The organism is Massilia sp. TS11, assembly GCF_022012445.1.
In the GTDB taxonomy this organism is placed as follows: Bacteria; Pseudomonadota; Gammaproteobacteria; order Burkholderiales; family Burkholderiaceae_D; genus Telluria.
Genome location: NZ_JAKLTS010000015.1, coordinates 20980 through 41757 on the forward strand (window position 1 = coordinate 20980; position 20778 = coordinate 41757).

Genomic DNA, 20778 nt, shown 5'->3' on the forward strand with positions numbered 1-20778 from the left:
GGCGCATATGGGGCCAATCCCCTGCCTTTCAAGGGGGATTGCCCAAAAAAATCCACAACGGGGTCAGGTCCGGCAATCGGACATCGGCGAACTTTGTGTGGGCGAGACTGTCATCGGCGGAAGCCGACATCGTTCGGCCTGAAAAGTTCTGCAATGTCCGATTGCCGGACCTGACCCCGTTTGGGATTTAGTCGGGGGCGCCCAGGGCTTGGGCGCGGGCGCGGCTCTGCTCGGCCTCGCGGCGCGCTTCCTCGCGCTGCGCCGTACTCTGCATCGTCGGCCAGCCGATGAGATGCTGCTCGGCAATTTCGGCCAGGGCGCTGATCCAGGCGGGGTTGTCGTTCAAGCAAGGGATGTAGTGGAACTGCTTGCCGCCATGCTCGAGGAAGGCCTGGCGCACTTCCATCTGGATTTCTTCCAGGGTCTCGAGGCAGTCGCTGATGAAGCCGGGGCAGATCACGTCGACCTTGGCCAGGCCTTCGCTGGCCAGACGCTCGAGCGTCGGCTGGGTGTAGGGCTGCAGCCATTCGGCCTTGCCGAAGCGCGACTGGAAGGTCACCAGGTACTGCTCGGGCGTCAGGCGCAGCTTGGTCGCCAGTAGACGCGCGGTCTTGTGGCATTCGCAGTGGTAGGGGTCGCCCAGCAGCAGGGTGCGCTTGGGCACGCCGTGGAAGCTCATCACCAGCTTGTCGCCGCGCCCATGCTGCTCCCAGTGCGCGCGCACGCTCGCGGCCAGGGCGTCGATATAGGCCTCGTGGTCGTGGTAGTGCTTGACCTGGCGTAGCTCGGGCACATTGCGCACGCGCAGATAGTGCTGGAACACGGCGTCGTTGATCGAGCCGGTGGTGGTGCCCGAATACTGCGGGTAGGCCGGCAACAGCAGGATGCGGTCGACGCCCTCGGCCTTCAGGCGATCGAGCACCTCGGGCAGGCCGGGCGCGCCGTAGCGCATCGCCAGCTCGACCCGCACGGTATTGTGGCCGCGCTCGGCCAGGGCGCGCCGCAGCAGGCTGACCTGGCGCTCGCTGTAGACCTTCAGGGGCGAGCCTTCATTGGTCCAGATGCTGGCGTACTTGGCCGCCGATTTGCCGGAGCGGAAAGGCAGGATGATGCCGTTCAGGATGCACCACCAGACGGCGCGCGGAATCTCGACCACGCGCGGGTCGGACAGGAACTGCTTGAGGTAGCGCCGCACGGCGCTGCGCGTGGGCGCGTCGGGCGTGCCGAGGTTGACCAGCACGACAGCGGTGCCGGCCTGGCGGCCGTGGGGATGGGCGGGTTCGGGTCGGTAGGCCATAGGGTTCTCGTGCTGTCGAAATCAGGATGCTAGCAGTTCGCGCGCGTGCTTGCGGGTGGTGGCCGTGATTTCCAGGCCGCCCAGCATGCGAGCCACTTCCTCGACCCGGTCCTTGGCGTCGAGGGCGGCGATGCGCGACACGGTTTTGCCGTTCTCTTCGCTGGCCTTGGCCACCTGGAAGTGCTGGCTGGCCTGGCTGGCCACCTGCGGCAGGTGGGTCACGCACAGCACCTGGCGCTGCTGGCCGAGGCGCTTGAGCAGACGCCCGACCACCTCGGCCACGGCGCCGCCGATGCCGCTGTCGACTTCATCGAAGATCAGGGTCGGGGTGGTCGACGCGCTCGAGGTGATCACCGAGATGGCCAGCGCGATGCGCGCCAGCTCGCCGCCCGAGGCCACCTTGGCCAGCGGGCGCGCCGCCACGCCGGCATGGCCGGCCACCAGGAATTCGACCTGTTCGAGACCGTGCGCGGTGGCCTCGCCCGGCACCAGCGCGACCTCGAAGCGGCCGCCGCTCATGCTCAGTTCCTGCATCGCCGCCGTGACCTGGGCGCCCAGGCGCGCAGCCGCCGCGGCGCGCTGGAGCGACAGGCGCCCGGCCAGCGCGCGGTACTCGGCTTCGAGCCGCGCTTCCTGCTGTTTCAGGCCGTCGATGTCGCTGGCGTCGGCCAGCTGGCGCAGCGCTTCGCCCAGACGCGCCGCTTCGGCCGGCAGTTCTTCCGGCGTGACGCGGAATTTGCGCGCGCTGCTGTGCAGGGCCTCGAGGCGCTGCTCGACTTCCTGCAGGCGCTCCGGATCGAGTTCGACCCGGCCCAGATAATCATTGAGCGCGTACACGGCTTCCTGCAGCTGGATGCGGGCCGGTTCGAGACAATCGAGCACGCCCTGCAGGGCGCTGTCGATGGCGGCCAGCTTGCCCAGCTTCTGCCCGAGCTGATTGAGCTGGGACAGGATCGGCTGCTCGTCTTCGCTGAGCGCCTGCACGGCCTCCTGGGCGCCGGCGATCAGGCTGGCCGCGTGGGCCAGGCGGCTGTGCTCCTGGCTGACGCTCTCCCATTCGCCGGGGCGCGGCGCCAGCTTATCGAGTTCGGCCACCTGCCACTCGAGGCGCTCGCGCTCGAGCAGCACATTGCGCGCATTCTGCTCGAACTCCTCGCGCTGGCGCGCCACCGCACGCCAGGCCTTGTAGGCGGCGCTGACGGCGTCCGGGTCGGCCTCGGGACTTTGCTGATCGAGCAGGGCGCGCTGGGCCTCGGGCCGCAGCAGCGACTGGTGCGCGTGCTGGCCGTGGATGTCGACCAGCAGCTCGCCCAGTTCGCGCAGCTGGGCGGCGGTGGCGACCACGCCATTGATGAAGGCTTTGGAGCGACCGGCATTGTCGATCACGCGGCGCAGAATCGCGCCGTCTTCCTCACTCGCGTATTCGTGCTCGGCGAGCCAGGCGCGGGCCGCGTCGCTGAGGGCGAAATCGGCCGTGATGTCGGCCTTGGGCGCACCCTCGCGCACGACCGACGCGTCGCCGCGCCCGCCCAGGGCCAGTTGCAGGGCGTCGATCAATATCGATTTGCCGGCGCCTGTTTCGCCGGTGAAGACGGTGAAGCCGCCGGAGAATTCCAGCTCGATCGCATCGACGATCACGAAGTCGCGGATGGACAGGGTACGCAGCATGGCTCGCTCAGTGGACGAAGGAGCCCGTATTTTAATGGCGCGACTCGTTCCAGTGCAGCTTTTCGCGCAGGGTGTGGTAGTAGTTCCAGTCCTCGGGGTGGAGGAAGGTGACCGTGTGCGGCGAACGCTCGACGATGATGCGGTCGCCGTGCTGCAGGTTCTCGAAGGTCTGGAAGTCGAAATTCAGGGTGGTGTCGCGCCCGCCGAGGATTTCGACCGCGATCTCGCTGGAGTCGGGCACCACGATCGGCCGGTTCGACAGCGCGTGCGGCGCGATCGGCACCAGACCGATGCCGCCCAGGGCCGGATGGAGCAGCGCGCCGCCGGCCGACAGCGCATACGCGGTGGAGCCGGTCGGGGTGGTGATGATCAGGCCATCGGAGCGCTGGCGGTACATGAACTGGCCGTCGACCGTGACCGCCAGTTCGACCATGCCGGCGCCGGCGCCGCGCGCCAGCACCACGTCGTTGACGGCCAGGCCCTGGCCCATGACCTGGCCGGCCCGTTCGACCCGGCCCTGCAGCAGCGTGCGTTTTTCCTTCTTGGCTTTGCCGGACAGGATGGCGCCGAGCGCGGGCAGCATCTGCTCGATCGGAATATCGGTCATGAAGCCGAGCCGGCCCTGGTTAATGCCGATCAGCGGCACCCCGTACGGGGCCAGCTGGCGCGCGATGCCCAGCATGGTGCCGTCGCCGCCCATGACCACGGCGGCGCTGGCGCTGTGCCCGATCTGCTCGGCCGTGGCGACCTCCAGCCCGGCCTGGCCGAGGTGGCTGGCGGTATCGGCTTCGAGCACCACGCGGTAGCCGGCGCTGCGCAAAAATTCCACCACGCCGGCCAGGCGCGCCTCGATGCCGTCCGTATTGGGACGGACGACGAGGGCAATCGTGGCTGGCGTACTGTTCATGGGCGCAAGATTAACCCATAATCGGGCCCTCTGCTACCAAGGAGGCCGATATGGCAAAAGCACTGGGCGTTGGCGGTATTTTCTTCACCTCCCCCGATCCGCAGGCCCTGATGGCCTGGTACGAAAAAGCCCTGGGCCTGCCGGCCGAGGGCGGGGCCTATGCGACGTTCACGCCGGCCAGCATGCCGGCCGAGGCCGTCACCTGCTTCAGCCCCTTCCAGCAGGACACCGACTATTTTGCCCCGTCTACGCGCGGCTTCATGCTGAACCTGGTGGTGGATGACCTGGCCGGCGCCCTGGCCCAGGTGCAGGCCGCCGGCGCCCGTCTGGCTGGTGAGCCGCAGAGCTACTCGTACGGGCATTTCGGCTGGTTCGTCGACCCGGATGGCAACAAGGTCGAGCTCTGGCAGCCGCTCGCCGCTGCCGAATAGCAAAGGTGCGCCGCGCGGGCGCGCCCCGGCCTAGCATGGGTGGCAAGGAGGACGCCATCATGCCCAATCCATCCGGCCACACCGACCCGCCCGACCAGCACCACCCGGACGACCCGCGCTATCTGCCGCACGAGCGCGATGAAATTCCGGACACCGACGCGCCCCAGACCCACGGGGTAATGGAACAGGCCGCCAGCGACATCGCGCGCGGCCTGGTCGACACCGACCGCAGCGGCGGCGGCGGGGTCGAAGAATCGCTGCGCCCGCGCCCGCCCGCGCAGCCGGCCGATCCCCTGCCCCAGCGCGGCGAAGGCATGCGCGAGCGCGGAAACTGAGCCTGCCCTACAATCTCTGTCGCCACAACAGAGAAAGGACACCATGCGCATTCTGCATACCATGCTGCGGGTCGGCGACCTGCAGCGTTCCATCGATTTCTACACGAAGGTGCTCGGCATGAAACTGCTGCGCCAGAGCGAGAATCCCGAGTACAAATACACGCTCGCCTTCCTTGGCTACGGCAGCAATCCCGAGCATGCCGAGCTCGAGCTGACCTACAATTGGGGCGTGGACAAATACGAGCTCGGCACGGCCTATGGGCATATCGCCATTTCCACCGAAGACATCGTCGGCGCCTGCGCCGCCGTCAAGGCCAATGGCGGCCAGGTCACGCGCGAGCCGGGCCCGGTCAAGGGCGGCAGCACCGTGATCGCCTTCGTGGTCGACCCGGACGGCTACAAGATCGAACTGATCGAGCGCAGCTTCGACGCGCCCGGCGCCGGCCTGCGCTAAGCGGGCGCGGCAAAAACAAACGGCGCCCTAGGGCGCCGTCTGCCTCTCTGCTGGAGACCGGTTTACTTCTGGAGCAATTCGTTGACGACGGCCAGGTCTTCCTCTTTCAGCACGCCGGCGGCGGCTTTCAGACGCAGACCATTGACGATGGTGTCGTAGCGCGCCTTGGCCAGGCTGGTGCGGGTCGAGTACAGCTGCTTCTGCGCATTCAGCACGTCGATATTGATACGCACGCCGACCTGATAGCCGAGCTTGTTCGAATCGAGGGCCGACTGGCTCGACACTTCCGCTGCCTCGAGCGCCTTGACCTGGGCCAGGCCGCTGTTCACACCGAGGAAGGACTGGCGCGTGGCCTGGGCGGCGGCGCGGCGCGCGGCTTCCAGATCATTGCGGGCCTTGTCTTCGAGGGCGATGGTTTCGCGTACGCGGCTGGTGACGGCAAAGCCGGAGAACAGCGGCACGTTCAGGGCCACGCCGATCGAATTGGTATCGGCCGAACCGGCATTGCCCGGGGTGGTCGATTTGCTGCGGCCCATCTTGGCGTTCAGGTCCAGGGTCGGGTAGTGGCCGGCCTTGCCTTTTTCGATATCGCGCTTGGCCGATTCCACGTTCAGGCTCGAGATCTGCACCGTGTAGTTCTGCTTCTCGGCGGTCCCCACCCATTCATCGATGACGGCCGGCTTCGGCGCGCTCAGGCTCACGCCCGGCTTCAGCGCCGACAGGGCGCCCGGGGCCTGGCCGATGATGGCCTGGAGGGCGGTGCGCTTGACTTCCAGATCGTTGACGGCGGCGAACTCCTGCGCCACCACCAGGTCATACGCGGCCTGGGCTTCGTGGGTGTCGGTGATGGTCTGGGTGCCGACTTCGAAATTGCGTTTTGCCGAGGCCAGCTGTTCGGTCACGGCGGTCTTCTGGGCGCGCGTCGATTCCAGCGTGTCCTGGGCGGCCAGCACGTCGAAATAGGCCTGGGCCACGCGCGTGATCAGGTCCTGCTGGGCCTGGGCGAAGGTGGCTTCGGCGATGGCTTCGGCCAGCTTGCTTTGCTGATAGGTCTGATAGCGATCCCAGCGGAACAGCGGCTGGCTCAGGTTGATGCCATAGGTGGTGTTATTGCCCGTCACCTTGGGCAGTTCGGGCAGGCCGTCAGGCGTGGACTGCGAGCTGTCGCGCGAATAACCGACGCTGGCGCTCACGGTCGGCAGCAGGCCCGACAGGCCTTGCGGCACGCGTTCCCGCCCGGCCAGCAGCGAGGCACGCGCGCTGGCAAAGGTGGCGTCGTTGGTCAGCGCCTGCTTGTAGACCTGCAGCAGGTCGGCGGCAGTGGCCGGCAGCGAGAGGAAGGCGCCCGCCACCAGGGCGGCGATCAGGGATTTCTGCATTGCGTTCTCCATGGGAGTCATCTAACGGTTAATCACTTCGGTTCAATACGTCGGCATCGTGCTGTCGACCTGCTGCGCCCAGGCATGGACGCCGCCGGTCAGGTTGATCACTTTCGCAAAACCCTGACGCGCCAGATAGGCCGCCACCTGCATGCTGCGTCCGCCATGGTGGCAGATGCAGACAATCTCGGCGTCCTCGTCCAGCTCCTGCCAACGCATCGGCACCGTGTGCATCGTCATCAGGACCGAACCGGGAATGTGGCAGGTGTCGAATTCCCACGGCTCGCGCACGTCGAGCAACAGCGGCTTGGCCCGGTTCGGATCGGCCAGCCAGGCAGCCAGGGCGGGGGCGCTCACCTGCTCCATCACTGCTCCTTCAGAACGTGAAGTGCGAGGGCGCCTTCGCCACCAGGGGCTTGACGTTGGTCTCGAACAAGGTCACGGTCTCGAACGTCGTTTCACCGGTGCGGGTCGTGATCTGGGCTTCCATCACCGGCGCCTGGCCGACGATCGCGCAGACGCGGCCGCCGACCTTCAGCTGGTCGAGGAAAGCCTGGGGCAGCACTTCAAGCGCGCCCGAAATCACGATCACGTCCCAGGGGGCGCCATCGGTCCAGCCGTCGGCGCCGTTGCCCTGGGCCACGGTCACATTCGTTACCCCGGCCTTGGCCAGATTCTGCTCGGCAAAGGCCTTCAGTTCCGGATTCAGCTCGACGGTCGTCACATGGCGCGCCTTGTGCGCCAGCAGGGCCGCCATATAGCCGGAACCGGCGCCGATTTCGAGCACGGTTTCATGTTTCTTCAGCTTCAGGTCTTGCAGGATGCGTGCTTCGGTCTTGGGCGTGAACATGGATTCGCCGCCCGCCAGCGGAATCTCGGTATCGGCAAACGCCAGGCTCTTGTAGGCGGCCGGCACGAAATCTTCGCGCTTGACCACCGACAGCAGCGCCAGCACGTCCAGGTCCAGCACGTTCCAGGGACGAATTTGCTGCTCAATCATATTAAAGCGGGCTTGTTCGATATTCATCGTCAACTCGGCGTAAAAAGGAGGAAAACCGCTATTTTATCGTCAGTCCGCATCCAGACCCACATCTTACTGATCAGGTCGCATTCCGGACGGAAAATGCGACAGGTTGCAGAAAAGCGGGAATGAACGTCGGAATTGGCGCATTGTTAAGCATCGGCGGCCGCGGGCAGGAGGCCGTGCAGGATCAAATCGAGGTAGCTGGCCACGAAACTCTGGGCGTCGATGCCATGCATATTGCAGGGCGCCGGAGAGTGTTTCCACACCATCAGCATCAGCACGGGGGCGATCAGCACCTGGGTCATGGCGTCGATGTCGACCGGGCGGAACTCGCCCTTGGCGACCCCGTTGGCAAGCAGGCTGCGCAGCATGGCCGTGCCGCGTTCGATGACCTCTTCCTGATAAAAGCGCGCAAGATCGGGGAAATTGGCCGCTTCGGCCATCACCAGCTTGACGATGCCCGAGGCCTTGGTGGCGCCGATGCGTTCCCACCAAGCGCCCATCACCTGGCGCAGCAGTTCGCCCGAATGGCCCTGGAAACCGGCGATGCGGTCCTCGGCCGCGCCAATGGCCGGCACGATCGAGTCGCGCACGACGGCCTTGAACAGCTCTTCCTTGTTGGTGAAATACAGGTAGAGCGTGCCCTTGGACACACCGGCGCAGCGCGCCACGTCCTCGAGCCGGGTGGCGGCATAGCCCTTCTCGACGAATTGCTCGAGCGCAGCCGCCAGCAGCTCCTGCGGACGGGCTTCTTTGCGGCGCTCCCAGCGCGGTTTGGATTCAGGACAACAAGACATGGCCAGCAATAACTTACTCTTGAGTCATTAATATAGTCCTCCCCTTCCTCAGCGTCAAGTTTGGCGTCGGCCGGCACGCGGGAACGGATGATTCCAGATGGGGTTGTTGACGCGCCCGTGCTAAAGGCAATGAACCGTTTCCGGGGCCGTTAGATTAAGTAGCTAGTTGGAAAACCAATCCTTTGCAATTTCAAACTCTTCCTTCCACATACCTCGCGCCGGCGAGCGCTAATCTGAAAGATGCGCAAAAAACGGCAAACCGTTGATGCTTGTCTTCGGCACCGCGGGGCTCATGCAACATGGCAATATGAAGTCGCCGAGTTTCGTGATTTGTTTCAATACTTCCCAATCGGCGCCAGAGAACTCAGAAGCGTCTACCGGGTATCCGTCGGGGGTCCAAGCTATGTGTGTCATGGCAATATCCCTTAGGAGACACTCAGAGGAGGTGCTGTCATAGCGAAGTCGCCGTCATTAAAGGCCCTCCGCTCTTCGAATCCAAGACGCTGAAATATATTTCGTCGTTCTAGACCTTTGCAAAGCAAAGTTACTGATTCTAGAGGGCGGTCTTGTCGTATTTCATTAATGAGTTCCCGGCCGCTGCCCTTTTTCGTGGAGTAGACGTACCAAAGGACGCGGCCTGATCGCTCTGTTCGATGCACGAAGGCAAATCCGTTGGAATGGCGAAATAGCTCAACGGCAGGGTCCATAAGTGCTTCGACCGTCGTAGACGATTGTTGCTCACCAAATTTGCTCGAATTGTTCACGACAAATTCAGCAATCGCATGCCGTTCACAAATCAAGAAATTAAGACTTTCCTCCATCTGTCCTCCTTAATCCGCGCCCTGTACGAGGACCGCTCGGCTCATCTCTGGCTATCACACATTGAATCAAAGATTGACATTAATTTAATTGATTGGCAAGCTCGCATCTTGAGCTGGCGGGCGGCAATCGGCCAAAAGCCGACACTCGCAAGACGATTCATGAAGCTCGAGAATCGCAAGTTCGGACGTGACATGGAATTGATGGAATGAGAAAACTTCTTTTCTGCATGGCGCTCATCTTGGCCCTGCCTGCCTTTGCCACAAGTGATGAGATTCTCGATGCTGCGGCGCGTACCAAAGCGATTCAGTACAGCGCGGACATGTATGACAAGCTGTTTTACGAACCAGCTATCGGAAAAAAGATCGCCGCTTTGTTGCGCAGCCGATTGCGTGAGGGGGCGTATGACCAGATCACCAGCGCTCGCGACCTTGCTGAGCATGTCAACGCGGACATCCATAGCCTAACCACAGACCACCACACAGGCTTACGCTTTTTCGATGACGACCAGGGCGACGCAGTCTCGCCAGATACGCCGCCACAAGCCCCCGACCAGGTACGGATGGCCGCCCAAGCAAGCCGCCAACTTGAAAGCTTGAAGAAACAGAACTTCTATTTCCGGAAGCAGGAACGATTACCAGGCAATATCGCCTTTATTGAGTTTGATGGCTTTGCCCCCCTCGACTTCGCACGAGACACGGCCATAAAGTGGATGAACCAAGCAGCTGATGCTGATGCGCTTATCTTCGACCTGCGTGAAAATGGGGGAGGCAATAGTGCCTTAGGCACGCTGCTGGCCAGTTACTTATTTGAAGAACGGGTTCTGCTGGACACAAGCTACGACCGAAAAGACAACACACGCATCGAGAACTGGACAGATCCCGCTGTGCCAGGTCCACGTTTTGGCAGCAAGAAGCCTGTTTTTATCTTGACCAGCAAGGAGACTTTCTCTGCTGCGGAGCGCTTCATTTACGTACTCAAGGCTCGCAATCGTGTCACGGTCATCGGTGAAAAGACAGCGGGCGGCGCCCATCGTGGATACGGCACCAACGTGTCACACCACCTAGTCAATATGCTGGCAATCGGACACAGTGTGACGCCCGGATTCGAAAAAGATTGGGAGGGTGTCGGTATTACGCCCGATATCGAAGTCGCACCGACGCAAGCGCTCGACAAAGCCCTTACCTTGGCTCGTACCAAATAATTAATCCGTAGAAATCGCCAAAAGCCCTTGCTTTGGCAATATTCAAATTGGATTCGCATTTTGTGATTTTTCGAAAGTGCGGGTGGCTGGCTGCTTTGGGGCAAAGCCGTTCGGTCTCGACGGCAGGTAATTCCGAAGCGTGCCTGAATGCGCTCGGAGGCAAAGCGCTTGCCATGTTCAAGTTCATATTCCAACGTTTGTCCGCAGAAAAAGCCGTCGGAGTGGATTGTTCAAGTACATATTGGCGTCAGAACTGGGATGGTAAGTTGCTACTTCCTTGTCCTATTCGGCCGGTCGCATAAAAAAAATGTTGCGACGCACAAATTGTGGTACACTGGCTTCAGTTTGTGGTTCTCGAGTACCGCAAACTTGTAGCCCCATAAGAAATAATCAACACGTTTGCACTGCGCAGATCGTTCAGGTGAACAGGCTTTACACCGCTCAGATAGGGCGGGTGATTTGAGATTAGATTGGTATTACAGTAAAGAGGCCCGCACATGCGGGCTTTTTTATTTCCGCTCCTCGATCCGGTGCATATGTAGACGGCGGCGCGGCGCCGGCGCTATGCTGGCGTCCGCCAGTCCTTTTGACAACGGATAATCGCTGATGACCGCTCGCACACCCGCTCCCCTGCTGCTCGCCCTGCTCCTTGCCGTGGGCGCCAGCGGCAGCCTGGCCCAGACCCCGGCCGAACTCTATAAACAAGGCAGCGAGGCGCTCAAGCGCCGCGCCTTCCCCGAGGCGGCCCGCCTGTTCACCCAGGCCTTCGCCGCCAACCGCCACGAGGCCAGCAGCCTGTACAACGCGGCCTGTGCCTATGCACTGGCCGGCGACAGCGAGAGCGCCTTCCGCACCCTGCGCCTGGCGATGGAGAACGGCTACGCGCGCGCCGACGCCACGGCGGCCGACAGCGACTTCACCAGCCTGCACAGCGATCCGCGCTGGCAGCCGCTGCTGGCCGAGATCCGCGCGACCGAGCAGAAGGCGGCGCGCCTGTTCGATTCGCCGGCCCTGGCCACCCCCTATGCCGAGAACATCAGCGAGGATGAAAAGATCGCCGGCCTGTCGAAATTCTGGTCGGAGGTGAAGTACAACTTCGTCTACAGCGACAAACTCAAGGAACTCGACTGGGACAAGCTCTACCTCGAGTATCTGCCGCGCGTGCGCGCCAGCAAGAGCACGGCCGAGTACTACCGCCTGCTGATGGAACTCTGCGCGCGCCTGCAGGACGGCCACACCAATGTCTACCCGCCCGATCAGGTCACGGCCAGCCAGATGGCGCGCACGGCCCTGCGCGCGCGCCTGGTCGAGGGGCGCGTGTTTCTGACCGACGTCCTCGATCCGCAGCTGCGCGCCCAAGGCGTGCTGCCCGGCGTCGAAGTCGAAACCATCGACGGCGAGCCGGTCCAGGCCTGGAGCACGCGCGAAATCATGCCCTTCCAGAGCGCCTCGACGCCGCAGGACCTGCAGTGGCGCGCCTACGTCTACTACTTCCTGGCAGGCCCGGCCGCGATGACCCCGCGCGTCGGCTTCCGCGATGCTGGCGGCAAGCGCTTCAGCCTGCCTGTGCCGCGCCTGTCCGAGGCCACCCTGGCCCAGCTGCGCGGCGCGCCGCCGGCGCCCTTCGAATTCCGCATGCTTGAGGGCGGCATCGCGTATGTGGCCCTGAACAGTTTCGTTGATGCGCGCGCGGCCAATGCCTATCTGGCTGCCTTTGACGAGATCGCCAAATCGAAGGCCATGGTGATCGACGTGCGCCGCAATGGCGGCGGCAATTCGAACGAGGGCTACCGCGTGCTGGCCACACTGGCGGCGCAGCCCTTTGCCACCAGCAACTGGTGGACGCGCAACTATGTGCCGACCTGGCGCGCCTGGAAACGCGCCATGCCGCCGCTCGAGAATCCGGGCGCGCCCTGGCCAATCGACCCGCAGCACCGCTACAGCCAGCCGGTCGTCGTGCTGACCTCGCCTGGCACCTACTCGGCGGCCGAAGACTTTGTCGCCGCCTTCCAGACCAGCGCGCGCGGCAAGATCGTCGGCGAAGCAACCGGGGGCAGCACCGGCCAGCCGCTGTTCTTCAAATTGCCGGGCGGCGGCATGGCGCGCATCTGCACCAAGGCCGACACCTTCCCGGACGGCCGCCCCTGGGTCGGCCTCGGTATCCAGCCCGAGGTGCTGGCGCCGCCCAGCGTCAGCGACGCCCAGAGCGGGCGCGACGGCACGCTCGAAGCGGCCCTGCGCCTGCTGCGCTGAGCCCGCACGCGTTTGCGCTGACGCAAACGGGGGCCGGACCGGGCCCGCTAGCATGGTCCGTTGTCCCCGTTCTCCAGCGCATCATGCCCTTTCTCGCCGGTCAGTTAGTAAGTATTCGCTCACTTGATGAGATCCGTGCCACGCTCGATGCCGATGGCCGCCTCGACGGGCTGGCCTTCATGCCCGAGATGGCGCGTTTCTGCGGCCAGCCGGCCTGGGTGCACCGGCGCGCCGACTACACCTGTGTCGAGGGGCATGGCCTGCGCCGCATGGACGGCGCCGTGTTTCTGGCCGGCCTGCGCTGCGACGGCAGCGCCCACGATGGCTGCCAGCGCAATTGTCTGCTGCTCTGGAAAGAAGCCTGGCTCAGCGCCGACAGCCCAGGCGCCACCCGCAGCGACGCGGCCTGGCTCAGCCAATTGCCCACGCGCAGCGGCGAGCGCTATCTATGCCAGTCGACCAGCCTGCTCGGGGCCACGCGCCCCTTGTCGCGCTGGAATCCCGGTCCCTGGCTGCGCGCAGTGGCCCGCGGCGAACTCGGCCTGGGGCGCCTGCTGCGCATCGTGCTGGCCACGCTGCGCACGCGCTTCACCCCGCTGGAAGACAGCGGCGTCCTGCGTGGCACCAATCCGGCCCCGGCGCGCGGCGAGCTCGGCCTGCGCAGCGGCGAGCGCGTACGTGTGCGCACGGCAGCCGCCATCCAGCAGCAGCTGGACCCGGCCGGCAAGAACCGCGGCCTGGCCTTCATTCCCAGCATGCAGCCCTGGCTCGGGCAGGAATGCGAGGTGGCGTTCGCGCCGGCCCGCATCATTCACGAGCAGAGCGGGCGCATGATCGCCCTGCGCGCCACCGTCGTGCTGAAAGACGTCAACTGCGGCGGCATCTGCGTCAAGGACTGCCCGCGCGCCAGCAATCTGTACTGGCGCGAAAGCTGGCTCGAGCGCCTGCCTCAGGACTGAGCGCGGCCCAGCTGGGTATCGAGCCAGCGCTGCAGATCAGCGGCCGACATGGCGCCGGCCACACGCCCCACTTCGCGCCCGCCGACAAACAAGGCCAGGGTCGGGATGCTGCGGATCTGGAAACGCGCGCTGGCCTGGGGGCAGGCATCGGTGTCGACCTTCACGAAGCGCACGTCTCCACGCTGACGCGCGGCCTGGGCGAACTGCGGCGCCATCATCTTGCAGGGGCCGCACCAGGCGGCCCAGAAATCGATCAGCACCGGCTGCTCGCTCTTGGCCAGGTAGGCCGGCAGCGTGGCGTCAGTCAGGGCGATGGGCTCGGCCGGGGCCAGTTCGGCGCCGCAGCGGCCGCACACCGGCCCATCGGCCAGGCGCGCCTCGGGCACGCGGTTGGTGGCACTGCAGGCGGGGCAAACGAAGTGCATGGCGCATCCTTTCTCGGTTCGATAGGCTTCAGATGGGGGCGCCCGGCCGCCGGCGCAAGGGCGGCCCGGCTTCCACCGACGCGCGCCGTATGGCATGATGGCCTGATCCATGAGTACCGCGCCCTCTTCCCCCACCGCCGACAGCCGCCTCGGACTGTGGCCGGCCGCGATTGTGCTGGTCGGGGCCCTGGCCAGCGTGTGGTTCAGCGCGCACCAGCGCGACCTCAACGCGGCCCAGCAGCAGGATGCCTTCAGCCACGTGGCCGACCATGTCGCCGCCAACGTGGCGGCGCAGATGCGCATTTACAGCTATGGCCTGCACGGCGTGCGCGGGGCGGTCGCCCTGATCGGTCCCGACGGCCTGACGCCGGAACGCTTTGCCAGCTTCGTGCGCGCGCGTGACCCCGGCACCGTGTATCCGGGCGCGCGCCTGTTCGGCTTTATCCGGCGCGTGCCGGCCGGCGCGCGCGCCGCCTACGCAGCGCACATGGCCGCGCGGCCCCAGGCCCCGTTCGCGCTGCATGCGCTCGGCCCGGCCGGCGAAGACGCGATGGTGATCGAGCTGGTCGAACCGATCGAGGGCAACCGCAATGCGCTCGGCCTGGACATCGCCAGCGAAACTCTGCGCCGCAGCGCCGCCCTGGCCGCCCTGTACAGCGGCCAGCCGCAGATGACCGGCCCGCTGACCCTGGTGCAGGCGCCCCAGGCCGGGCGGCGCGGCTTCCTGCTGCTGCTGCCGGTCTACCGCAGCGGCCTGCCGCTGGCCACCCGCAATGAGCGCGAGGCCGCCGCCATCGGCTGGGCCTACACGGCCCTGGTGGCCGACGACGTGCTGGCCGCCGTCAGCGGCGCGCGCGGCGACTACACGCTCGAAGTGGCCGACATCGGCGGCGACGGCAGCGCCACCGTGTTCACCAGTGGCGCCGCCGGCGCCGGCCCGGCCCAGGTGCGCGAGCTCGATGTGTTCGGGCGCCGCTGGCGCCTGCGCATCGCCCCCAGCGAGGCCTTCGTCGCGCGCCAGCATCCGACCGAACCGCTGCTGGTGCTCGGCCTGGGCCTGATGACGAGCGCCGCCGCCGCCGCACTGGTGGTGATCCTGCGCCGCCTCGGCCAGCGCCGCCGCCAGCTGCTGACCGGCCAGGCGCGTCTGGCGGCCGTGCTGGAAACCACCAGCGACGCCGTGCTGGCGCTCGATCCGCAGGGGATGGTGGTGCTGTGGAATCCGGCCTGCGCCCAGCTGTTCGGCTACAGCCGCGAGCAGGCGCTCGGCCGGCCTTTGCTGCAGCTGCTGCTGCCCGCCCACGGCGCCGACAGCGCGGCCCTGCGCCGCATCGCCGCCGGCGCGGCCGAGGCGCCGTTCGAGGCGGTACTCGTGCATGCCGATGGCCGTCCGCTCGATGTCGCCATCAGCAGCGCGCCGATGGGCAGCGCCGAGGCGCCCGAAGGCCTGGCCCTGTTCATGCGCGACATCGGCGTGCAGCGCCAGCAGGCCGCGCGCCTGCGCCAGTTCAATGCGCGCCTGGAGGAGGAAGTGGCGGCGCGCACGGCCGAACTGAATGAGGCGCGGCGCGACATGCAGACCCTGTTCGACGCCGTCCCCTCGATGATCGGCTACTGGGACGACAAGCTGGTCAACCGTGTGGCCAACCGCGCCTACCAACAATGGTTCGGCGTGGCGCCCGAGGCCATTCACGGGCATTCGCTGCAGTCCCTGCTCGGCCCCGACCTGTTCGCCCGCAACCTGCCCTACATCCAGGCGGCCCTGCGCGGCGAGCCGCAGACCTTCGAGCGGCCGATCCCGCGCCCGGACGGCAAAGGCATGCGCTATTCGCTCGCCCACTACCTGCCCGACTGGCAGGACGGCCAGGTCAAGGGCTTCTACGTGATCGTCCACGATGTGACCGAGCTGACCGAAAGCCGCCTGGCGCTGGCGCGCGAACGCGAACGCCTGGCCGACATCCTCGACGCCACCACGGCCGGCACCTGGGAATGGGATCTGCAGCGCGACCGCCTGCAGGCCGACGCACGCTGGAACGCCATCCTCGGGTATGCCGAGGGCGAGCTGGTCCTGGACGGCATCGCCAGCCACGACGCCCTGTGCGCGCACGAAGACCTGGCCAGCATGCAGGCCCTGCGCCAGCGCCACCTCGATGGCCTGAGCGACAGCTACGAATGGGAGGGCCGCCTGCGCCACCAGGACGGCCACCAGGTCTGGGTGCTCGAACGCGGCCGCGTCAGCGCGCGCGACACTGACGGCCGCGCGCTGCGCGCGCACGGCATCCTGCTCGACGTCTCGGCCACCCGCCGCGCCCAGCAGGAGCTGGCCGACAACGAGCGCTTCCTCGAACGGGTCGGCACCGTCTCCGGCGTGGGCGGCTGGCAGCTCGAACTGCCGCAGGCGCGCCTGGACTGGACGCGCCAGGCCTGCGCGATCGCCGAGCGCCCGGCCGGCCCGCCCGAGCTGGACAGCCTGCTGCAGCACTTCGCGCGCGAGGTCCAGCCGCAGCTGCGCGCCGCGCTGGCCGCCGCCATCGACAGCGGCACCGGCTTCGACCTCGAACTGCCGTTCACCACCGCCTGCGGCATGGCGCGCTGGGTGCGCATCACCGGCGAGGCCCTGCGCCAGGGCGGCGCCGCGCCAGCGCCGGTGCGGCGTCTGGTCGGCGCGCTGCAGGACGTGACCGAGCGGCGCGCGATGGAAGCGGCGCTGCGCCGCGCGAATGCGGCCCAGAGCGCGATCCTGGCGAATCTGCCGTGCGGCCTGTCGGTGTTCGACGCCGACCTGAAACTGGTGGCCCACAACAAGGAGTTCATCACCCTGCTCGGCCTCGAGCAGCTGTTCGCAGAAGGGGTGCCGGACTTCGAACAGATCATGCGCTTCAATGCCCTGCGCGGCGAATACGGCGACGGCGACCTCGAACCGACCGTGGCCCAGCTGCTCGAACGGGCGCGCCGCCCGGTCCCGCACCGCTACGAGCGCACGCGCCCGAACGGCCAGGTGCTCGAAATCCGCGGCAGCCCGCTGCCCGAGGGCGGCTTCGTGACCACCTACACCGACATGAGCGCCCGCAAAAAGGCCGAGTCGGAACTGCGCGCCGCCAAGTCGCACGCCGAGGCGGCCAGCCGCGCCAAGAGCGAGTTCGTGGCGAACATGAGCCACGAGATCCGCACGCCGATGAATGCCGTGCTGGGGACCGCGCAGCTCCTGACCTCGACCGCGCTGACGCCCAGCCAGCGCCGCTATGTCGACATGATCGGCACGGCCGGCCAGTCGCTGCTGCGCATCCTGAACGACATCCTCGACTTCTCCAAGATCGAAGCCGGCCGGCTCGAGCTGGCCGAGGCCGAGTTCGACCTCGACGCCATGCTCGGCGCGATCGCCACGGTGATGAGCGCCAGCGCCGGCGACAAGGCCCTGGCCCTGGTGATCGACATCGATCCGGCCGTGCCCGCGCATCTGGTGGGCGACGCGCTGCGCCTGCAGCAGGTGCTGGTCAATCTGGTGTCGAATGCGATCAAGTTCACCGACCACGGCGAAGTGGTGCTGCAGATCGATCTGCGCGAGGCGCACGGGCGCGCCGTGCTGCTGCGCTTCACCGTGCGCGACACCGGCATCGGCATCAGCACGGCCCAGCAGGAGCGCCTGTTCAGCGCCTTCTCCCAGGCCGATGCCTCCACCACGCGCCGCTTCGGCGGCACCGGCCTCGGTCTGGCGATCAGCAAGCGCCTGGTCGAGCTGATGGGCGGCCAGGTCAGCGTGCAGAGCCAGCCCGGGGTCGGCAGCAGCTTCCAGGTCGCGCTGCCGTTCACCCAGGCCGCGGCCAGCGCCGTCGCCCCGAGCGGCGCCGCCAGCGCCGTGCGCCAGCTACTGCTGGTCGAAGCCCACCCGAGCAGCGCCCAGGCCCTGCGCCGTCTGATGGCGGCCTGGGGCTGGCGCTGCGAGCACTGCACCAGCGGCGCCGAAGCCGTCGCCCGGGCGCGCGCCGAGGCCGAGGCCGGGCGCCATTACGACGCCATCCTGGTCGACTGGAACCTGGCCGGCATGGACGGCCTGGCCACGCTGGCCGCCCTGCGCGCGCTGGCGCCGGCCGTGCAGGCCCCGGTGCTGCTGATGGTGCCGGCGCTGGCGCGCATGAAACTGGTCGAGCAGAGCGACGCCGCGCGCGCCGACGGGGTGCTGGTCAAGCCGGCCACGCGCGCCAGCCTGTACGACGCCATCAACGAGGCCCTGGCGCGCCGCAGCGGCCCGCCGCTGCATGAGGTGCAGAGCGTCGGGCGCCAGCCCGGCAACCGCCTTGACGGCGCCCACCTGCTGCTGGTCGAGGACAATCCGCTCAACCAGATCATCGCGCGCGAGGCGCTCGAGCACGCGGGCGCCAGCGTCGAATCGGCCAACAACGGGCACGAGGCCCTGGCCCTGCTGGCCGAGCATCCGCAGCGCTTCGCCCTGATCCTGATGGACGTGCAGATGCCGGGCATGGACGGTTTCGAGGCGACCCGCCTGATCCGCCACCAGCTCGGCCTGAAGCTGCCGATCGTCGCCCTCACGGCCGGCGTCACGGCGGCCGAAAAGGACGCCTGCACCCAGGCCGGCATGAGCGACTTCGTGGCCAAGCCGATCGACTTCGACGATCTGTTCGCGGTGGTGCGGCGCCAGCTGGCCCAGACCGACAGCGCGCCGCCGCCGGCCGCCGCCAGCGCCGAATTCGACATCAGCCATCTGGCCGAACTGAGCGCGGCCAATCCCGCCTTCCAGGCCGAACTGCGCGATCTGATCGCGAACTTCATCACCCACGGCCCGGCGCGCCTCGACGAAGCCCTGCAGGCCTGGGAAGCCGGCCAGGCCGAGGACGCGGCGCGCCTGGTCCACAATCTGCGCGGCAGCGCCGGCACCTTCGGCGCCCCCAGCCTGGTGGCGGCCAGCCAGCGCCTCGAGCAGGCCTTGCGCCACGACGAGCGCGCTGCTGTGCGCCCGCTGTTCGCCGAAGCCCACCAGGCCCTGCGCCTGAGCGTCGGCGGCGCACGCCACTGGCTGGCCCAGCAGCCGCACGCCGAACCGGTTTAAAAGAAAGTAACCAAGTTTTGTAATTTGAATAAAACTTTTTGTTCCAGAGAGAACAAAATTGATGTACAGTAACTCCGTGCCCCGCCCAGCCCCTGCCGGAGACTACCCATGCGTCAAAACCTTCCCGTCACGCAGACCGAGTACAAGCTCGCCCCGGAGTCGAGCCTCGTCAGCGTGACCGACACCAAAGGCCGCATCACCTACTGCAATCCGGCCTTCATCGCCGCCAGTGGCTTCAGCCGCGAAGAGCTGCTCGGCCAGCCGCACAATCTGGTGCGCCATCCGGACATGCCGGCCGAAGCCTTCCGCGACATGTGGGCCACGCTCGGACAGGGGCGGCCATGGTCGGGCGTGGTGAAGAACCGGCGCAAGAACGGCGACTACTACTGGGTGCATGCGAACGCCACCCCGATGCGCGATGGCGAGCGCGTGACCGGCTATCTGTCGGTGCGGGTGATGCCCTCGCGTGCCCAGGTGCAGGCGGCCGAATCCCTGTACCAGCGGCTGGCGCGCGGCGACAGCGGGATCGCCCTGGCGGCCGGCAAAGTGGTGCGCGCCGGAGTGCTCGGACGTCTGCAGCGCGCGCTGCCGCGCCTGGCCTGGCCGGCCCTGCTGCTGCAGCTGGGCGCGTGCGGCCTGAGCGTGCTGGCGGCCCTGGCCGGCGGCCTCGCCGCGGGCCTGGCTGCCGCACTGGCGCTGGCCCTGGCCCTGAACCTGTGGGGCAGCCACGTGCGCCGGCGCGGCACCCACACCATGCTGACCGAAGCCTACCGCATGGCCGCCGGCGACCTGTCGCGCGAGATCACCCAGCACGAACGCTCCGACCTGGCCGCGCTCGAACAGGCGCTGCACCAGGTCGAAGTCAATCTGCGCACGGTGGTGCGCGACACGCGCGACGAGATCGAACGCGTGCGCACCACCACCCAGCAGATCGCCGCCGGCAACGAGGACCTGGCGGCGCGCACCGAGAACCAGGCCAGCGCGCTCGAACAGACCTCGGCCGCCATCCACGAAATGCGCGACACGCTCACACGCAGCGCCGCCAGCGCGGCCGATGGCGCGCGCCTGGCCCAGGGCATGCACCAGCAGGCCGAACACAGCGCCCAGACGGTGACCGAGATGCGCAGCACCATGCACGCCATCGCCGACTCGGCCCAGCGCATCGGCGAGTTCTCGCACATCATCGAGGCGGTCGCCTTCCAGACCAATATCCTGGCGCTCAACGCCGCTGTCGAAGCAGCGCGCGCGGGCGAGGCCGGGCGCGGTTTCGCCGTGGTGGCGCAGGAGGTGCGCGCGCTGGCCGCCCGCACGGCCGACGCCGCGCGCGAGATCAAGCAGCTGGCCACCCATTCGCAGTCCCAGGTCGCGGCCGGCAACGTCCAGTCGGAAGCGGCCAGCGAACGCATGGCCCAGACCATGCAGGCCATCGCCGAGGTGCGCCGCATGCTCGATTCGATCAGCGCCGACGCCGCCGCCCAGCAGGACGGCATCGCCCAGATCGACAGCGCGATCGGAGAGCTCGACCGCGTGACCCAGCAGAACGCCAGCATGGTGGAAGAGCTGGCCGAATCGGCCACGTCACTCAACGAGGAAGTGGCCGCCCTGTACGACGCCATGAGCCTGTTCCGTCTGAACACGCGCGACCGCACCGCCAGCGAACGCGATGCCGTCGATCTGCGCCGCACCGCCAAGGCCGCGCTGCCGGCCCTGCGCCGCGCCGCCTGAGCCGGTCACACGCCGGTCATGCTGACCGGCTAGCAT

16 protein-coding genes are annotated in these 20778 nt (G+C 66.8%); 8 read left to right on the forward strand and 8 right to left on the reverse strand.

Annotated elements, in window-relative coordinates; translation table 11 throughout:
- Positions 1-187: 187 nt before the first annotated feature.
- From hemH to LZ005_RS18500, 3 genes are read right to left on the reverse strand one after another with little or no spacing between them, the layout of a single operon-like run.
- Positions 188-1297 (reverse strand): ferrochelatase, encoded by a 1110-nt coding sequence (hemH, locus tag LZ005_RS18490; protein WP_237809982.1) that lies wholly within the window; start codon positions 1295-1297, stop codon positions 188-190.
- A gap of 21 nt (positions 1298-1318) precedes the next feature.
- Positions 1319-2965 carry a DNA repair protein RecN gene (recN, locus tag LZ005_RS18495; protein ID WP_237809983.1) on the reverse strand — a complete coding sequence of 549 codons (1647 nt, stop codon included), beginning with the start codon at positions 2963-2965 and terminating at the stop codon, positions 1319-1321.
- Between the two features lie 31 nt (positions 2966-2996).
- Positions 2997-3872, reverse strand: coding sequence for an NAD kinase (locus LZ005_RS18500; protein ID WP_237809984.1), 876 nt, complete (start codon positions 3870-3872; stop codon positions 2997-2999).
- Between the two features lie 50 nt (positions 3873-3922).
- Between LZ005_RS18500 and LZ005_RS18505 the strand changes: the two genes are divergently transcribed.
- From LZ005_RS18505 to gloA, 3 genes are read left to right on the forward strand one after another with little or no spacing between them, the layout of a single operon-like run.
- A complete protein-coding gene (locus LZ005_RS18505) occupies positions 3923-4303 on the forward strand; it encodes a VOC family protein (protein ID WP_237809985.1) in 381 nt (126 codons plus the stop codon).
- A 59-nt stretch (positions 4304-4362) separates the two neighbouring features.
- Positions 4363-4638: a hypothetical protein gene (locus LZ005_RS18510; RefSeq protein WP_237809986.1), complete on the forward strand. Its 276-nt coding sequence runs from the start codon at positions 4363-4365 to the stop codon at positions 4636-4638.
- 43 nt (positions 4639-4681) lie between these two features.
- Complete coding sequence (gene gloA / locus LZ005_RS18515) at positions 4682-5092, forward strand: lactoylglutathione lyase (protein ID WP_237809987.1); 411 nt, start codon at positions 4682-4684, stop codon at positions 5090-5092.
- Between the two features lie 62 nt (positions 5093-5154).
- On the opposite strand, the gene LZ005_RS18520 is transcribed toward gloA, so the two are convergent.
- The 4 genes from LZ005_RS18520 to LZ005_RS18535 all read right to left on the reverse strand — a co-directional run bounded on the left by LZ005_RS18520 (position 5155) and on the right by LZ005_RS18535 (position 8292).
- On the reverse strand, positions 5155-6471 hold the full coding sequence (locus tag LZ005_RS18520; RefSeq protein ID WP_237809988.1) for a TolC family outer membrane protein: 1317 nt from the start codon (positions 6469-6471) through the stop codon (positions 5155-5157).
- 42 nt (positions 6472-6513) lie between these two features.
- Positions 6514-6837 carry a rhodanese-like domain-containing protein gene (locus tag LZ005_RS18525; protein WP_237809989.1) on the reverse strand — a complete coding sequence of 108 codons (324 nt, stop codon included), beginning with the start codon at positions 6835-6837 and terminating at the stop codon, positions 6514-6516.
- Between the two features lie 10 nt (positions 6838-6847).
- On the reverse strand, positions 6848-7498 hold the full coding sequence (locus tag LZ005_RS18530; protein ID WP_237809990.1) for a protein-L-isoaspartate O-methyltransferase: 651 nt from the start codon (positions 7496-7498) through the stop codon (positions 6848-6850).
- 146 nt (positions 7499-7644) lie between these two features.
- On the reverse strand, positions 7645-8292 hold the full coding sequence (locus LZ005_RS18535; RefSeq protein ID WP_237809991.1) for a TetR/AcrR family transcriptional regulator: 648 nt from the start codon (positions 8290-8292) through the stop codon (positions 7645-7647).
- 1027 nt (positions 8293-9319) lie between these two features.
- On the opposite strand from LZ005_RS18535, the gene LZ005_RS18540 reads away from it, so the two are divergent.
- From LZ005_RS18540 to LZ005_RS18550, 3 genes are all read left to right on the forward strand, one after another.
- A complete protein-coding gene (locus LZ005_RS18540) occupies positions 9320-10315 on the forward strand; it encodes a S41 family peptidase (RefSeq protein WP_237809992.1) in 996 nt (331 codons plus the stop codon).
- A gap of 606 nt (positions 10316-10921) precedes the next feature.
- On the forward strand, positions 10922-12568 hold the full coding sequence (locus tag LZ005_RS18545) for a S41 family peptidase (protein WP_237809993.1): 1647 nt from the start codon (positions 10922-10924) through the stop codon (positions 12566-12568).
- An 83-nt stretch (positions 12569-12651) separates the two neighbouring features.
- Entirely contained in the window at positions 12652-13527 is an 876-nt protein-coding gene (locus tag LZ005_RS18550; RefSeq protein WP_237809994.1) for a hypothetical protein, read from the forward strand.
- Here the strand turns inward: LZ005_RS18550 and trxC are convergent.
- Positions 13518-13952 (reverse strand): thioredoxin TrxC, encoded by a 435-nt coding sequence (gene trxC, locus LZ005_RS18555; RefSeq protein ID WP_237809995.1) that lies wholly within the window; start codon positions 13950-13952, stop codon positions 13518-13520. The two genes, LZ005_RS18550 and trxC, sit on opposite strands and share 10 nt — an antisense overlap.
- A 109-nt stretch (positions 13953-14061) precedes the next feature.
- On the opposite strand from trxC, the gene LZ005_RS18560 reads away from it, so the two are divergent.
- Positions 14062-19017, forward strand: a complete 4956-nt coding sequence (locus LZ005_RS18560; protein WP_237809996.1) for a PAS domain S-box protein — start codon at positions 14062-14064, stop codon at positions 19015-19017.
- A gap of 108 nt (positions 19018-19125) precedes the next feature.
- The gene (locus LZ005_RS18565) at positions 19126-20742 is read left to right on the forward strand and encodes a PAS domain-containing methyl-accepting chemotaxis protein (RefSeq protein ID WP_237809997.1); all 1617 of its coding nucleotides are present in this window, start codon (positions 19126-19128) and stop codon (positions 20740-20742) included.
- Positions 20743-20778 lie beyond the last annotated feature (36 nt).

What these genes read in the sequence shown, in the direction of transcription:
- LZ005_RS18540 (WP_237809992.1), top strand. Translation starts at nt 9,320, where the DNA reads ATGAGAAAACTTCTTTTCTGCATGGCGCTCATCTTGGCCCTGCCTGCC.
- LZ005_RS18550 (WP_237809994.1), top strand. Translation starts at nt 12,652, where the DNA reads ATGCCCTTTCTCGCCGGTCAGTTAGTAAGTATTCGCTCACTTGATGAG.
- LZ005_RS18565 (WP_237809997.1), top strand. Translation starts at nt 19,126, where the DNA reads ATGCGTCAAAACCTTCCCGTCACGCAGACCGAGTACAAGCTCGCCCCG.
- gloA (WP_237809987.1), top strand. Translation starts at nt 4,682, where the DNA reads ATGCGCATTCTGCATACCATGCTGCGGGTCGGCGACCTGCAGCGTTCC.
- LZ005_RS18520 (WP_237809988.1), bottom strand. Translation starts at nt 6,471, where the DNA reads ATGCAGAAATCCCTGATCGCCGCCCTGGTGGCGGGCGCCTTCCTCTCG.
- trxC (WP_237809995.1), bottom strand. Translation starts at nt 13,952, where the DNA reads ATGCACTTCGTTTGCCCCGCCTGCAGTGCCACCAACCGCGTGCCCGAG.
- LZ005_RS18535 (WP_237809991.1), bottom strand. Translation starts at nt 8,292, where the DNA reads ATGTCTTGTTGTCCTGAATCCAAACCGCGCTGGGAGCGCCGCAAAGAA.
- LZ005_RS18560 (WP_237809996.1), top strand. Translation starts at nt 14,062, where the DNA reads ATGAGTACCGCGCCCTCTTCCCCCACCGCCGACAGCCGCCTCGGACTG.
- hemH (WP_237809982.1), bottom strand. Translation starts at nt 1,297, where the DNA reads ATGGCCTACCGACCCGAACCCGCCCATCCCCACGGCCGCCAGGCCGGC.
- LZ005_RS18530 (WP_237809990.1), bottom strand. Translation starts at nt 7,498, where the DNA reads ATGAATATCGAACAAGCCCGCTTTAATATGATTGAGCAGCAAATTCGT.
- LZ005_RS18500 (WP_237809984.1), bottom strand. Translation starts at nt 3,872, where the DNA reads ATGAACAGTACGCCAGCCACGATTGCCCTCGTCGTCCGTCCCAATACG.
- LZ005_RS18505 (WP_237809985.1), top strand. Translation starts at nt 3,923, where the DNA reads ATGGCAAAAGCACTGGGCGTTGGCGGTATTTTCTTCACCTCCCCCGAT.
- recN (WP_237809983.1), bottom strand. Translation starts at nt 2,965, where the DNA reads ATGCTGCGTACCCTGTCCATCCGCGACTTCGTGATCGTCGATGCGATC.
- LZ005_RS18510 (WP_237809986.1), top strand. Translation starts at nt 4,363, where the DNA reads ATGCCCAATCCATCCGGCCACACCGACCCGCCCGACCAGCACCACCCG.
- LZ005_RS18525 (WP_237809989.1), bottom strand. Translation starts at nt 6,837, where the DNA reads ATGGAGCAGGTGAGCGCCCCCGCCCTGGCTGCCTGGCTGGCCGATCCG.
- LZ005_RS18545 (WP_237809993.1), top strand. Translation starts at nt 10,922, where the DNA reads ATGACCGCTCGCACACCCGCTCCCCTGCTGCTCGCCCTGCTCCTTGCC.